Source organism: Pseudarthrobacter sp. TE9888, assembly GCF_056279345.1.
In genome coordinates this window covers 321,092-334,547 of sequence record NZ_JBWBRD010000002.1, presented here as the reverse complement: position 1 = coordinate 334,547, position 13,456 = coordinate 321,092, and the positions used below count along the sequence as shown (strand labels likewise).

Annotated in this window: 14 protein-coding genes; 8 read left to right on the top strand and 6 right to left on the bottom strand. The window is 68.2% G+C overall.

Annotated features, from left to right (window positions below):
* Nucleotides 1-56 precede the first annotated feature (56 nt).
* The gene (locus tag ACZ9J7_RS02115) at nucleotides 57-494 is read right to left on the bottom strand and encodes an SRPBCC family protein (protein ID WP_476206617.1); all 438 of its coding nucleotides are present in this window, start codon (nucleotides 492-494) and stop codon (nucleotides 57-59) included.
* 70 nt (nucleotides 495-564) lie between these two features.
* On the opposite strand from ACZ9J7_RS02115, the gene ACZ9J7_RS02110 reads away from it, so the two are divergent.
* The 7 genes from ACZ9J7_RS02110 to ACZ9J7_RS02080 all read left to right on the top strand — a co-directional run bounded on the left by ACZ9J7_RS02110 (nucleotide 565) and on the right by ACZ9J7_RS02080 (nucleotide 8,207).
* A complete protein-coding gene (locus tag ACZ9J7_RS02110) occupies nucleotides 565-1,731 on the top strand; it encodes an RtcB family protein (protein WP_476206615.1) in 1,167 nt (388 codons plus the stop codon).
* 130 nt (nucleotides 1,732-1,861) lie between these two features.
* Nucleotides 1,862-2,989 (top strand): ABC transporter substrate-binding protein, encoded by a 1,128-nt coding sequence (locus ACZ9J7_RS02105; RefSeq protein ID WP_476211790.1) that lies wholly within the window; start codon nucleotides 1,862-1,864, stop codon nucleotides 2,987-2,989.
* A 27-nt stretch (nucleotides 2,990-3,016) separates the two neighbouring features.
* Nucleotides 3,017-3,742 carry an ABC transporter ATP-binding protein gene (locus ACZ9J7_RS02100; protein WP_476206613.1) on the top strand — a complete coding sequence of 242 codons (726 nt, stop codon included), beginning with the start codon at nucleotides 3,017-3,019 and terminating at the stop codon, nucleotides 3,740-3,742.
* Complete coding sequence (locus tag ACZ9J7_RS02095) at nucleotides 3,732-4,766, top strand: ABC transporter permease (RefSeq protein ID WP_476206611.1); 1,035 nt, start codon at nucleotides 3,732-3,734, stop codon at nucleotides 4,764-4,766. Before ACZ9J7_RS02100 ends, ACZ9J7_RS02095 begins: the two co-directional genes overlap by 11 nt.
* A 90-nt stretch (nucleotides 4,767-4,856) precedes the next feature.
* Nucleotides 4,857-5,303 (top strand): SRPBCC family protein, encoded by a 447-nt coding sequence (locus ACZ9J7_RS02090; protein ID WP_476206610.1) that lies wholly within the window; start codon nucleotides 4,857-4,859, stop codon nucleotides 5,301-5,303.
* Nucleotides 5,304-5,390: 87 nt separating this feature from the next.
* Complete coding sequence (gene cobA / locus ACZ9J7_RS02085) at nucleotides 5,391-6,653, top strand: uroporphyrinogen-III C-methyltransferase (protein WP_476206608.1); 1,263 nt, start codon at nucleotides 5,391-5,393, stop codon at nucleotides 6,651-6,653.
* Nucleotides 6,654-6,740: 87 nt separating this feature from the next.
* Nucleotides 6,741-8,207: an FAD-dependent oxidoreductase gene (locus ACZ9J7_RS02080; protein WP_476206607.1), complete on the top strand. Its 1,467-nt coding sequence runs from the start codon at nucleotides 6,741-6,743 to the stop codon at nucleotides 8,205-8,207.
* Between the two features lie 74 nt (nucleotides 8,208-8,281).
* On the opposite strand, the gene ACZ9J7_RS02075 is transcribed toward ACZ9J7_RS02080, so the two are convergent.
* The 3 genes from ACZ9J7_RS02075 to ACZ9J7_RS02065 are packed head-to-tail and all read right to left on the bottom strand — an operon-like array spanning nucleotide 8,282 to nucleotide 10,652.
* Nucleotides 8,282-9,502, bottom strand: coding sequence for an SRPBCC family protein (locus tag ACZ9J7_RS02075; RefSeq protein ID WP_476206605.1), 1,221 nt, complete (start codon nucleotides 9,500-9,502; stop codon nucleotides 8,282-8,284).
* 28 nt (nucleotides 9,503-9,530) lie between these two features.
* Nucleotides 9,531-10,358 (bottom strand): DUF1206 domain-containing protein, encoded by an 828-nt coding sequence (locus ACZ9J7_RS02070; RefSeq protein WP_476206603.1) that lies wholly within the window; start codon nucleotides 10,356-10,358, stop codon nucleotides 9,531-9,533.
* Between the two features lie 3 nt (nucleotides 10,359-10,361).
* A complete protein-coding gene (locus ACZ9J7_RS02065) occupies nucleotides 10,362-10,652 on the bottom strand; it encodes a hypothetical protein (protein ID WP_476206602.1) in 291 nt (96 codons plus the stop codon).
* A gap of 153 nt (nucleotides 10,653-10,805) precedes the next feature.
* On the opposite strand from ACZ9J7_RS02065, the gene ACZ9J7_RS02060 reads away from it, so the two are divergent.
* A complete protein-coding gene (locus ACZ9J7_RS02060; RefSeq protein ID WP_476206600.1) occupies nucleotides 10,806-11,345 on the top strand; it encodes a hypothetical protein in 540 nt (179 codons plus the stop codon).
* Between the two features lie 69 nt (nucleotides 11,346-11,414).
* Here ACZ9J7_RS02060 and ACZ9J7_RS02055 read toward each other — a convergent pair whose 3' ends face one another.
* Both ACZ9J7_RS02055 and ACZ9J7_RS02050 read right to left on the bottom strand, forming a co-directional pair.
* On the bottom strand, nucleotides 11,415-12,095 hold the full coding sequence (locus tag ACZ9J7_RS02055; protein WP_476206598.1) for a FadR/GntR family transcriptional regulator: 681 nt from the start codon (nucleotides 12,093-12,095) through the stop codon (nucleotides 11,415-11,417).
* A 4-nt stretch (nucleotides 12,096-12,099) separates the two neighbouring features.
* Nucleotides 12,100-13,371 carry an MFS transporter gene (locus ACZ9J7_RS02050; protein ID WP_476206596.1) on the bottom strand — a complete coding sequence of 424 codons (1,272 nt, stop codon included), beginning with the start codon at nucleotides 13,369-13,371 and terminating at the stop codon, nucleotides 12,100-12,102.
* Nucleotides 13,372-13,456: the final 85 nt, after the last annotated feature.

Here is a 13,456-nt window from a genome sequence, read left to right as displayed (position 1 = left end):
TATATACCGACTTTACGGCGCTCCCGCACTTTTCCGGCGATTTGGTGGTTAAGGGCTTACCTTCGCTCCTCGAGGATCGACTTGAGCTTCTGCAGGTCCTTCTGGGTTTGACGCCGGATCATAGGCTCCATGACCAGCCCCGCCAGCCGGGAGAAACCCGAGGGGCTCCCGCTGTTGCGCAGCGACATCCGCGTGCCGCCGCCGTCGTCAGTCCAGGTGTAAGTGGTCTGCATGGGAAAGGGGCCCTGGGCCGTGCTCATCACCAGCTTTTCGCCGGGGACGTACTCAACGAACTCGTACGTGTACTTGAGCTCCCGGCCCAGGAACTTCGCGGTGAAGGCTACTTTGGACCCTGTATCCAGCGGTCCCGGGCTGAGCCGCTGTGAGCTGTGGATGTTCACGTACCACTTCGGCGCGTTGTCCGGGTTGGCTGCATACTCCGCCACTTCGGCGCGCGGCCTGTTGATGACAATCTCGGTCAGGACGTCCACCATGGTTGCGTCTCCTCTGTAGAGTGCGGGAATAGCCTGCAACCACGTTAGCGGTGGTGCCTGGGAGGCGGACATGGAGACCATCAGCCCGAAGCTGCTCAACTGGGCGTCCATCCTGGACGACAAGACCCGCGAGCAGGCCGTCATGACCGCAAGCCTGCCTTTTATCTACCCGCACCTGGCGCTGATGCCGGACGCGCACCTGGGCAAGGGCGCCACCGTGGGCTCCGTCATCCCCACCCTGCGAACCATCATCCCTGCGGCCGTGGGCGTTGACATCGGCTGCGGCATGATTGCGGTGCGGACCCAGTACTCCGTGCGGGAACTGCCGAAGGACCGGAAGAGCCTCCGCGAAAACATCGAACGGGTCATCCCGCTCTCCGCAGGGCACAACAACAAGCAGGTGCTGCCCACTGCCGGGCCGAGGATCGCCGAGCTGAAGCAGCGGGCCGCGGCAGCAGGCTTCAACCCGGCCCAATATGTCGCCCAGTGGGAACTGCAACTGGGGTCCTTGGGCTCCGGAAACCATTTCATCGAAATCTCCGCGGATGAGGACGACGGCGTGTGGCTCTTCCTGCATTCGGGCTCGCGGGGCATCGGCAACAGGATCGCCCAGCACCACATCCAGGTGGCCCGGCAGGTCAGCCGGAAGCATCAGGTCCACCTGCCGGACCCGGACCTCGCCTACCTGGACGAAGGGACACCCCAGTTCGAGCGGTACATTGCCGAGCTGCGGTGGGCCCAGCACTTCGCCCTGCTGAACCGGGAGGAAATGATGGACCGGGTGGCTGCCCAGTTCAGCCGCTGGGTGGGCGGGCCGGTCCGGGAACGCGAACGGATCAACTGCCACCACAACTTCACGGAGCAGGAAACGCACTACGGCAAGCCCGTCTGGGTGTCCCGCAAGGGTGCCATCAAAGCCGGCCGCGGCGATCCCGGACTGATCCCCGGGTCCATGGGGACGGCGTCGTATGTTGTGGAAGGCCGCGGCAACCCGGCGTCGCTGAACTCCTCCCCGCACGGGGCCGGGCGCGAATACTCCCGGAACGCGGCCCGCAGGACCTTCACCCTGGAGGAACTCAAGCGGGCCATGCGGGGCATCGAGTTCCGGGCGTCCGAAGCCTTCATCGACGAGATCCCGGCCGCCTACAAGCCGATCGACCAGGTCATGCAGGACGCAGCGGACCTGGTGACGGTGCGGCACAAGCTGCGGCAGTTGGTCAACGTCAAAGGCAACTGAATCCGCGAAACCGGGCAGCTGTGCGGCGGAATATGACGCTGGATGAACGTGCGTGACCCCCCGTTTCCGCTTCGTTGAACGGGTCTGGGCCACTCCCTATGGTGAAACAATGACTAGTTCCAAGCCCGGGATGACCCGCATCGTGGCAGGCGAAAGCGCGGTCCCCACGCGCAGGCGCGCCGTCGAGGCTGCCTTGGCCATAGGGCTGGTCCTGCTGATCGCGGTCGGGGCCATCGTTGCCTCCAACATCTCCCGCAACACCGAGGCGCAGGCCGCCGAGCCCACCCCCGCCGAAGAGTTGAAACTCGGCTACTTCGGCAACGTCACGCACGCCCCCGCCCTCGTCGGGGTCAAAAAAGGGTTCCTCGCGGAGGCCCTGGGCGGCACCAAGCTCAGCACCGAGACCTTCAACGCCGGACCGGCAGCCATCGAAGCCCTCAACGCCGGGGCCATCGACGCGGCCTACATCGGCCCGAACCCCGCCATCAACTCCTTCGCCAAGAGCCAGGGACAGTCCGTGCGCGTGATCGCGGGAGCCGCGGCAGGCGGGGCACAGCTGGTGGTCAAGCCCGGCATCACCTCCGCCGCGGACCTGCGGGGCAAAACCCTGGCAACGCCGCAGCTGGGCGGGACCCAGGACGTCGCCCTGCGCGCCTGGCTCACCAAGCAGGGCTACAAGACCAGCGTGGACGGCAGCGGCGACGTCGCCATCAACCCCACGGACAACGCCCAGACGCTCAAGCTCTTCCAGGACGGAAAGATCGACGGCGCGTGGCTGCCTGAGCCGTGGGCGTCGCGTCTGGTGCTCCAGGCCGGAGCCAAGGTGCTGGTTGACGAAAAAGACCTGTGGGACGGCTCAGCCACCGGCAAACCCGGGGAGTTCCCCACCACCGTCCTGATCGTGAACCAGAAGTTCGCCGCCGACCACCCGGACACCGTCAAGGCGCTGCTGGCCGGGCACGCCAAGTCCGTGGCATGGCTCAACTCCGCACCCGCCGACGAGAAGGCCGCACTGGTCAACGACGCCCTGCAGGAATCCGCCGGGGCCGCGCTGCCGGCCGACGTGCTGAACCGTTCCCTCGCCAACATCACCTTCACCCTCGACCCGCTGGCCGGCAGCTACCCCAAGCTGCTGCAGGACGGGGTGGACGCCGGCACCACCAAGAAGGCCGACGTCAACGGCCTGTTCGACCTCACCGCGCTCAACCAGGTCACCGGCGCCGGCAGGATTTCGGCAGCCGGCCTCGGCCAGGACTGACACCCACCACTACCAAAGGACGCCACCATGCCAGTCGTACTGGAACACCTGGGCAAGCGCTTCGGCGACGGCGCCCCGGTACTGGACGACGTCAACGCCAACATCAAGCAGGGCGAGTTCGTTGCCCTCCTTGGTGCCTCCGGCTGCGGCAAATCCACCCTCCTGAACATCATCGCGGGACTGGAAGCGCCGACGTCGGGCGCCCTGGAAGTGCCCAGCGACGGCGCCGCCTTCATGTTCCAGGACGCCGCACTGTTCCCGTGGCTCACAGCGCGGGAGAACATCGAGCTGGCCCTGAAGCTGCGTGGCGTGGGCAAGGCCGAACGCCGCGCCAAGGCCCAGGAACTCCTCGAACTGGTGCACCTGGGATCCGCGGGGGACAAGCGCCCGCACGAACTGTCCGGCGGCATGCGGCAGCGCGTGTCCCTGGGCCGCTCCCTGGCCCAGGACCGGCAGCTGCTGCTCATGGATGAGCCCTTTGCCGCCCTCGACGCCATCACCCGCGACCTGCTGCACGACGAGCTGGAACGCATCTGGAAGGAAACCGGGCGCACCATCGTCTTCGTCACCCACAACGTCCGCGAAGCCGTCCGGCTGGGCCAGCGCGTCCTGCTGCTGTCCTCCCGCCCCGGCCGCGTGGTCCAGGAATGGAACGTCACCGAGGAACACCGAACCGACGCCGGGCTCGCCGGCCAGCTGACCGGGGTCATCACCGCCCGGCTGCGGGAGGAGATTCGCCGCCATGCCAAGTAAGTTCCTGTCTGGCTCCGCGCCGGATGCCGCCCCCGCCCCTTCGCCGGACGGCTTTCGTCCTTCGGACGAAGCGTCCGGCTCCGAAAGGCCCGATGCCACTCCCTGGGCGGCATCCGGCGCTGCGCCTGCGGCCCACGTCCATGCCGCTTTGACGCGGACTTCGAGTGGCCATGAGGACCTCCGGGAGCTTGAGTCCGGCCTGGACTCGCTGCAGTCCGACGCCGACCGGAAGCACCGGATCGATTGGAGCCGCATCCTCCTGCCGGTGGCCGCGCTGGTGGTCCTGGTGCTCGTCTGGCAGTTTTACGTCTCGCTCGGCGTGAAGCGGCGGGACCTGGTTCCGGGTCCGCTTGATGTGGTGGCGCAAATGGGCGTCCTGTGGGGCGACGGCAAGTTCCAGGAGGCGATCTGGACCTCGCTGCAGCGCGGTGTGGTGGGTTTCCTGATCTCGGTGGCCATTGCCACTCCCGTCGGTCTGCTGCTGGCCCAGGTTGCGCCGCTTCGACGCGCGTTCGGCCCGTTGATCTCCGGCCTGCAGGTGCTGCCGTCCGTGGCGTGGGTTCCCGCGGCCATCATCTGGTTCGGCCTCACGGACGCCACCGTGTATTTCGTGGTGTTCATGGGCGCCATCCCCTCCATCATCAACGGCCTCATCTCCGGCGTGGACCAGATCCCGCCGCAGTACCGGCGCGTGGGGACCGTCCTGGGCGCGTCCCGGCTGCAGATGGCACTGCAGGTGATCCTTCCCGCCGCACTGCCCGGCTACCTCAGCGGCCTCAAGCAGGGCTGGGCCTTCTCCTGGCGCTCGCTCATGGCGGCGGAAATCATCGCGGTGGGCGGCACCATCGGCTTTGGCCTGGGGTCCCTGCTGGACCAGGGCCGCGACCTGTCCGACATGACCATCGTGATGGCTGCCATCCTGCTGATCCTCGGCGTCGGCATCCTCATCGAGCTGCTGGTCTTCGGGCCCATCGAGAAACGCCTCCTGCGGCGCCGGGGCCTCCTGGCCGGCAGCACCCGCTGACCCAAACCCCTCCCAACGCACGCTTAGGGCCCGACGGCGACCTCCCGCCGTCGGGCTCTGCCGTTCCCTGGCGCATGGCAGACTGGCGCCATGACCGTCAGCTTCGTGTGCCGCACCGAGTCCCGGCTTCCGGTGGCGCAGCTCTTTGACCGGGCCCGCAGCATCGACCTGCACCTGGACTCGCAGAAGGACTCGGGGGAGCGGGCGGTCGGGGGTGTCACCAAAGGGCTGATCGGAGCAGGCCAGGAAGTCACATGGCGGGCCAAGCACTTCGGCATTCCCCTCACCATGACCAGCCGGGTCACCTACCTGGACTTCCCCCGCAGCTTCACCGACGAACAGGTCAAGGGGCCGTTCAGGTCGTTCCGGCACGTCCATGAGTTCGTACCCACAGCCGGGGGCAGCATCATGACGGACCGGGTGGAGTTCACCGCCCCGCTGGGAGTCCTGGGCCGCGCCGTCGAGCGCCTTATCCTGGGCCGGTACCTGGAACGGCTGATCCGGGACCGCGGCCGTTTCCTCGCCGCCCACACCTGAGAATCCTTTGTGACGCAGCGTTACCTTACGTGAACTGGTGTTGCTGACCCTTTGTAGGCCAATGTGACGCCGCCCTACCGTTGATCCATGGCAATTCAGGACATTTACCCCACGGCGCTGCGGCTGCTCGGCCGCCCCGTGCTGGTGGTGGGCGGCGGCCCCGTTGCGGCCCGCCGCGCCAAGGGGCTGCTCGACGCCGGCGCCCTGGTCACCGTCGTGGCCCCGGTTGCCTCGCCCTCGCTGCAGGAGATGGCAGACGCCGGCCTGGTTACCTGGGAAGCACGGCCCTACCGCTCCAGCGACGTGGATGGCGTCTGGTTCATCCAGACCGCCACGGGCGTTCCGGAAGTGGACGCCCAGGTATCGGCCGACGCCGAGGCGCAGCGGGTCTGGTGCGTCAACGCCTCCAACCATGAAGCTTCTGCCGCCTGGACCCCCGCCGTCGCCGTGGTGGATGACGTCAAGATCGCCGTCAACGCCGGGGGAGACCCGCGCCGCGCCATGGCCGTCCGCGACGCCGTCGCCACCGCCCTCGAAACCGGGGACCTTCCGCTCCGCCGCCGCCGCGCCCACCGAGGCTCCGTTGCCCTCGTCGGCGGCGGCCCCGGCGACACTGGGCTCATCACCGTCCGCGGCCGCCGGCTCCTGGGCCAGGCTGACGTCGTCGTCGCCGACCGCCTCGGCCCCCGCGAACTGCTGAACGAACTCGCCCCGGACGTCCGCGTCATCGAGGTGGGCAAGACCCCCGGCCACCACCCCGTACCGCAGGCAGAGATCAACCGGATCCTCGTCGAGGAAGCGCTCAAGGGCCACCGCGTGGTCCGGCTCAAGGGCGGCGACCCGTACGTCCTGGGACGCGGCGGCGAGGAAGCCGAATACTGCCGCCAGCACGGCGTCGAGGTCGAGGTGGTCTCCGGCGTTACGTCCGCCATCTCCGTCCCCGCAGCCGCAGGCATCCCCGTCACGCACCGCGGCCTGGCCAAGGGCTTCAGCGTGGTCACCGGCCACGAGGAACTTTCCGAGGTCCCGGCCCGCGCCGACCACACCATCATCCTGCTCATGGGCGTAGGCCAGCTCCGCGAATCCGCGTCCGCGCTGGGCGAAGCCGGACTCCCTGCAGACACCCCTGTTGGTATCGTGGAAAACGGCTATTTGCCGGACCAGCGTGTCACCATCGGCACGCTCGGTTCCATCGCCGACCAGGCCCAGGCGGCCGGCGTCGCAAATCCTGCCGTGATTGTCATCGGTGACGTGGTGCGCGTGAGCCCGTTCGCGCCGTCGCACTTCAAAACCGCTGACTACAGCACCACCACCCCGAACAGCCCCCGCAAGACCGTCCTCACCACCTGAAACCCATCGATTGCTCCGTAACCGCCGTTATGAGCCTTCAAAACGGCAGTTAGCCAGCAGTCGATGCAGAAGAAAAGGAACACAGCCGTGTCATCCAGCACTACCGTAGGATCTGCTGCGCGTCCCCTGCGCGTCGCCGTCGTGGGCTCCGGCCCGGCCGGCGTCTACGCCGCCGACATCCTCACCAAGAGCGAAGCCGTCAAGAGCGGCGAGCTGACCGTCAGCATCGACCTCTTTGACCGCTACCCGGCACCCTACGGCCTGATCCGCTACGGCGTGGCCCCTGACCACCCCCGCATCAAGGGCATCGTGAACGCCCTGCACAAGGTGCTGGACCGCGGCGACATCCGCTTCTTCGGCAACGTCGACTACGGCACGGACCTCACCATCGAGGACCTCCGCAAGCACTACGACGCCGTCATCTTCGCCACCGGCGCCATCAAGGACGCGGACCTGAACATCCCCGGCGTGGAGCTGGAGGGCTCGTTCGGCGGTGCCGACTTCGTCTCCTGGTACGACGGCCACCCGGACGTGCCGCGCGAATGGCCGCTGGAGGCCAAGGAAATCGCCGTGATCGGCAACGGCAACGTGGCCCTGGACGTGGCCCGCGTCCTGTCCAAGCACGCCGATGACCTGCTGGTCACCGAAATCCCGGACAACGTCTACGCCGGCCTGAAGGCCTCGCCCGTCACCGACGTGCACGTCTTCGGCCGCCGCGGCCCCGCCCAGGTCAAGTTCACCCCGCTGGAGCTGCGCGAGCTGTCCCACTCCAAGGACGTGGACATCATCCTGTACCCGGAGGACTTCGAGTTCGACGAGGAATCCGACCGCCAGATCCAGACGAACAACCAGACCAAGACCATGGTGGGCACCCTCACCAACTGGATCGCCGAGCAGCCCGAGGACCTCTCCGAGCTCAAGGCCTCCCGCCGCCTGCACCTGCACTTCCTGCACAGCCCGGTGGAGATCTACGACGACGCCGAGACCCCCGGCAAGGTGGCGGGCATCAAGTTCGAGCGCACCGAGCTGGACGGCACCGGCAACGCCCGCGGCACCGGCGAGTACGTGGACTACCCGGTCCAGGCCGTGTACCGCGCCATCGGCTACTTCGGTTCCGCCCTGCCGGACGTTGAGTTCGACCACAAGAAGGGCGTGGTCACGAACGACGGCGGCCGCGTCCTGGATGCGACCGGCCAGCATGTGCCGGGCCTCTACGCCACCGGCTGGATCAAGCGCGGACCGGTGGGCTTGATCGGCCACACCAAGGGCGACGCCCTGGAGACCGTCACCTACCTGCTGGAAGACCGCGCAAACCTTCCGGTCGCCGAGGCACCCGCAGAGGACGCTGTTACCGAACTCCTCGACGCCCGCGGCGTGAAGTTCACCAGCTGGGAAGGCTGGCTGGCACTGGATGCCCACGAGCTGGCCCTCGGCGCCGCAGCCACCGAGGCCGGCGGCTCGCACGGCGTCGAGGTCAAGCGTGAGCGCGTCAAGGTGGTGCCGCGCGAGGACATGGTTTCCATCTCCCGTGACGGTGTCGCCGCGCAGGTCTAGGACCTGGGCGCAGGAACCGCGGGGCCTGAGGGTCCCGCGGTTCCTGCGTTTAAAGTCGGCTTAACCCGGCCGGGCTATTTACCCGCGCCGCCGATGGCCATGAGCTCCAGCCGCCGCAGGGTTTCCCGGTTCCGGGCCGAGATGATGGGATCGCGCAGGGCCTTGGGCATCAGCTTGCCGGGGCCATGGATGGCGTCTTCGGCAATGGTCACCAGGCATTGGGCGCCCCGGTCCTCCAAGGTGATTTCCACCTTGGCCTCGCCCATCGGCCAGCCACGCGCCACGAGTTCCAGCGAGCGGCCGGGCTCAACGGCGGTCACGCGGGAGCTGTCGTCGATCACCAGCGGCCAGGCACCCACCGAGTGATGGAGGTTGGCCCCCACCCGGGGCCATTCGGCGTCCACATCCCTGATCCGGGAAGCGCCCACTACCCAGCCCGAGTACAGCCAGCCGTCGGCGATGACGCGCCAGACGTCGGCGGCGGGGGACTTGAACAGCTGCGAGACGGTGGACATGGGGTTCCTTCCAGTTGCGGTGGTGCTTCCCCGGTGTCCCGCGGAGGGTTCCGCGGGATGTCCAGGTTCGGTGGGGCGTCCGACGGCGGGAGGTGCGGGCCGGCGTGCGGCCCGGTAGGACGGCTTCCGCAGGCGCCGGGTCCATCCGTAGGCCCGCGCGCCCGGCGGCTGGTGCTCCAGGGGATCGAAGCGCAGGGGGATATCCGCGGGACTGGCACCGGCCTGCAGCCGCACCTCACCGCCTTCCCGCCAGCGGCCGCCCGGCGTGGTCCAGTGCAGCCCCAGCACCCATTCCCCTGACGCAAGCGAACCCGGTGGGAGGCTCCGCGTCCGCAGGCCCAGCAGGACGGGGCCCAGGCTTCCGCGGTAGGGCATCAGTGTGGTCATGGTGGCTCCTGCCACATCCAGCCGTGGTATCAGGATGAACCGGCCCGGCAGCCCCCAGCCGGTGGAGGCAAACAGGACATCAGCAGGGCCGGCAGCAGCATCGCCGGACGGAGAAACCCGGAGGGCCAGGCCCAGGATGTCCGGCAGGTGCTGCGGCAGCCCCACGGACCGGGAAAAGCGGGCCACCACCTGGTCGGTGCCCGGCGAGTCCAGCCAGGCTATGCCGCTGGGGCCGCCCGGGTTGCCGGTCCTGGCCACAGTTCCGGACAGCCCCAGTCCATCGGGATGGATGGGCCGGCCTGGCCTGGCCAGCTTCAGGAGCCGGAAGAGGGCAGCGAAAGCCTGGCCGGCACTATCGGTGGCGGCTGAAACGACGCGCAGCTGCTGGGTCATACTTCCTTCCTACCCACAAACCCCGGAACTACATGCGGCCAAAGCGGGCACGGATCAGCGCGAAAATCCCATAGGCGATAAAACCTGCACCAATGGCCACCAGCAGCGTGGGCCCGAACGGGTGGTCCTGCAGCGCTTTGAGGCTGCCGTCCAGCCCGGTGGACTCCTCGGGCCGGTGCTTGGCGGCGGCGATGATGAACAGCAGTCCGGTGAGGTCCAGCGCAACCCCCTTGGCCACGTGGCCGGTGACGCCGAGGCTGTCGATGAGCCTGCCGCGCCGGGTGCCCTCAAAGTGGAACAGTTCCTCCTTGAAGCCGCGCCGGAAGCCTTTGACCATGAAGTAGATGCCGATGCCCAGGATGGTCAGGCCCAGCGCCACGAGGAGCCACGGCCCTGCAGGGGTGCCCATCAGGCTGGCGCTGAGGTCGCGCGTGTTGTCGCCGGAGTCGCTGCGCTGCCCCAGGGCGAAGCCGCCGAAGGTCAACCCCACGCTGCCGTAGGCGATGGCCAGGAATCCCGAGGACACAAGCTTGGCCAGCCGTTGCTTGCGCGGCAGGCTCCTGGCCCGCAGGGTTGCCTCGCTGGCCTGCCATAAGGCGAGGCCCAGGCAGGCGGCCACGCAGGCCCACATCACCAGTGGCCCCCAGGGGTTGTCCGCCAGCCGCGCGATGGCGCCGGTGGGTTCGGCATCGCCCGGATGGCCGAACGCGATGGCGATGGCAATGGCGCCGAGGATGACGTGAAGCAGTGCCATGACGGCAAACCCGGTGCGGGCCAGGACGTCCAGGGCCTTGTGGTTGGACGCCTCCTCGACAGCGTCCGCTGCCTGGCTGAGGGTGGATTCGCCGTCGGACATGCCTCAGCCGTTCATGGGCCCTTCGGCCCGCAGCTTCTCGGCTCCCGGTCCTTCGACGTGCACGGTGCAGCGGACCACCAGCTGGCCGGGGGCATTGTCCAGTTCCACCAGGGAATCATCCGCGCTCAGGACGGTGAACACCTCCGAACCCGCTAAGACGCTGACACCCTTGGCCTTCGCCGTCTCCCGGGCGTTCCCCAGCGCCTCCCGCTGCAGCCCGTCCACGTAGCCGCCGTCACTCTCACGGGCGGGGTCCCCGAAGGCCCAGCCGAACAATGTCCCTGTGTTTCCCATGGCGACGATATTACGCGGTTGGCGCCCGGCCGGGACGGGCTTTCGTAATATTAGTAAGTGTGCTTACCATGGGCGGACCATACCTCGATGGAACACGGCACGCGAAGTCCGCAGCGCAGCTGCAACCAGTCCACAACGTTAGGAATGCACATCATGGCAGGAAATCTCATTGCCCGTTCAGTTCACGACCTGACGGCAGCAGCATGGTTCGGTGGATCCCTGATGGGCGCCATCGGGCTCAACGGGGCAGCAGCCCAGGCCAAGGACCCCGCAGAGCGCACCCGGCTTTCCAGCGCCGGCTGGATGAAGTGGGCGCCCTTCCAGACCGCAGCCTTCGCCTCCCACCTGGTGGCCGACCTCGCCATTGCCTGGGAAAACAAAGGCCGCATCGCCAAGCAGGAGGGCGTGGCCCGCGACACCGTCATCAAGACGGCCGTGACCGTGGTGGGCGCTGCGGTGACCCTGTACTCGGGCATCCTGGGCAAAAAGGTGGAGAAGCTGGCCGGTGAGGGTGCCGAGGGTGCCACCGAGCCGCACGGTGCAGCCTCGGACGAGCTGAAGTCGGCCCAGCAGCAGCTCAAGGCCCTCCAGTGGGCCATCCCCGGCTTCGCTGCCATGGTGATCATCCTCGGTGCCAAGCACGGCGAGATGCAGCGCCCCAAGAACATCCTCGCGGGCCTGCGCCGCGACTAGCACCACCCGTCAGCACACAGCGGACGACGGCGCCCCGGCACCCCAGTGCCGGGCCGCACCCATGTCCGGCTACTCCGCCAGCCACTCCGCGCACGAGTTGAGGTTGCGGTTCACGCTGGCCACGGCAGCGTCCTGGTCCCGCTGCGTGATGGCGTCCAGCAGCGTTTCGTGGCCGTCGCGCGGGAGTCCGTTGAAGCCCGGCCGGGCCTGCTGCTTCAGCAGGTCCTGGTGGAACACGGTGCCGAAGCTTGCATAAAGCTCGTGCAGCAGGGGATTGCCCGAGGCCCTGGCGACGCCCTCATGGAAACTCCAGTCCGCGTCCGCCCAGGCCTCGAAGTCCCCCGTGGTCCAGGCCTGGTCCCGGGTGGCGAGGAGGGCGCGCAGGGTGGCAACGTCGTCGTCCGTGGCATTCCGGGCGGCCAGCCGGGCGGCCTGGGTGTCCAGGCCCAGCCGGACCTCCAGGATGTGCTGCTCGGTATGGTCCAGGTACATGCGGCGCGCGGCCCCGGACATCTCGCTCGTGGCGCGCACGTAGGTGCCGTCGCCGCGGCGTACTTCCAGCATTCCGCTGTGCGACAGGGCCTTGACGGCTTCGCGGAGGGTGCCGCGGGAAACTCCCAGCCGGGCCATGAGCTCGGGCTCGGGCGGAATGCGCTGGTTCAGCGGCCACTCGCCGGTGTGGACCATCCCGCGCAGTTTGGCCGTGACCTCGGCGGCCAGCGGCGGACGGACCGAAGGGCTCAGTGTCATGGGATTACTTTCCTCGCGCGTTCTTGCCGGTCATCGCGGGGCCGGTGATCAGGTGGGACACCACGATCTGGGCCAGGGCAAGGACCAGCAGCAGCGCCAACGGGAGGGACCAGCCGCCGGTGGCGCTGTGCAGCAGGCCCATGCCGAACGGGCCGGCCGTGGCCAGCAGGTAGCCGGAGGACTGGGCCAGGGTGGACAGGGCGGTGGTTTCGGCCGTGCTGGTTCCGCTCCGGCTGATCATCACCATGACCAGCGGGAAGATGCCCAGTCCGAAACCGATCAGGACCGCCGGGACGGCCGCATACGCCACGGGAAGGGACAACAGCGCCGCGATCCCGGCCGCCATGATGATGCTGACCAGGTAGAAGGCCGGACGCAGCATCCGCGGCCTGGCCCCGATGGCAATCAGAACCATGCCCGCCGGGACGGAAACCAGCTGCATGAGGCCGAACATCAGCCCGCTGTCCGCGGCGCTCAGGCCCATGGTGGTGAGCATGTAGGGGAACCAGCTCAGGAGCGCGTAGGCCAGCAGGGCCTGCAGGGTGAAGATGGCAGTGAGGAGCTGGCCCTTCCGGGTGCGCAGCAGTGGCCAGGGGGCCACATGGCCGCCCGTGGTCCGGACGGCCGTGCGGTGGGCGTGCAGTGCCACCGGGAGGAAGCCCACGAAGGCGGCAACGGCAGCGATGCCCACGGCTCCGACGGCGGCGGACGGCGACCCCAGCGCATGGGCCAGCGGGACCACCGCCACCGAGGTCACGGTACCGCCGGTGGTCATGGTCACCGTATAGACAGCGGTCATCAGCGACGTCCTGGAGGCGAAGTGCTCGCGGATGAAGGACGGCATGGCCACGTTGCAGACGGCCAGGCCCGACATCCCCACCACGCTCCCTGCCACCAGCATGCCCGTGGCGGGAATGCCGCGCAGCAGCAGCCCGCCGGCCAACAGTGCCAGGGACAGCAGGATGGCCTTCTCCACGCCAAGCCTGCCGGTCAGCCAGGATGTGGCGGCCCCGGCCAGGGCGAAACAGAGGGTGGGTATCGAGGGAATGATGGACGCCACCAGCACCCCATAGCCCAGCACCGCCTGGAGATCGTGCAGCAGCGCGGAGGCCCCGGTGATGCCGGCGCGCAGGTTCAGTCCGATCAGGACCAGAGCAATGACACCGAAGACGACGGCGGAACGCGGCTTGGGCGGGGCGCTGCCGGTGACCGGGGCGGCCGGCACCGCGGGCGCCTGGGCTGTTGCGGGCGGAGACGCGGGGGGAATTCCTGGCATGCCCTCCAGCCTAAAGGTTAGACGTTTGATGTTTGTCCTTTTGTGGCCGACCTCTCCGTCCTGCCCCGGCTGGAATAGACTGCCA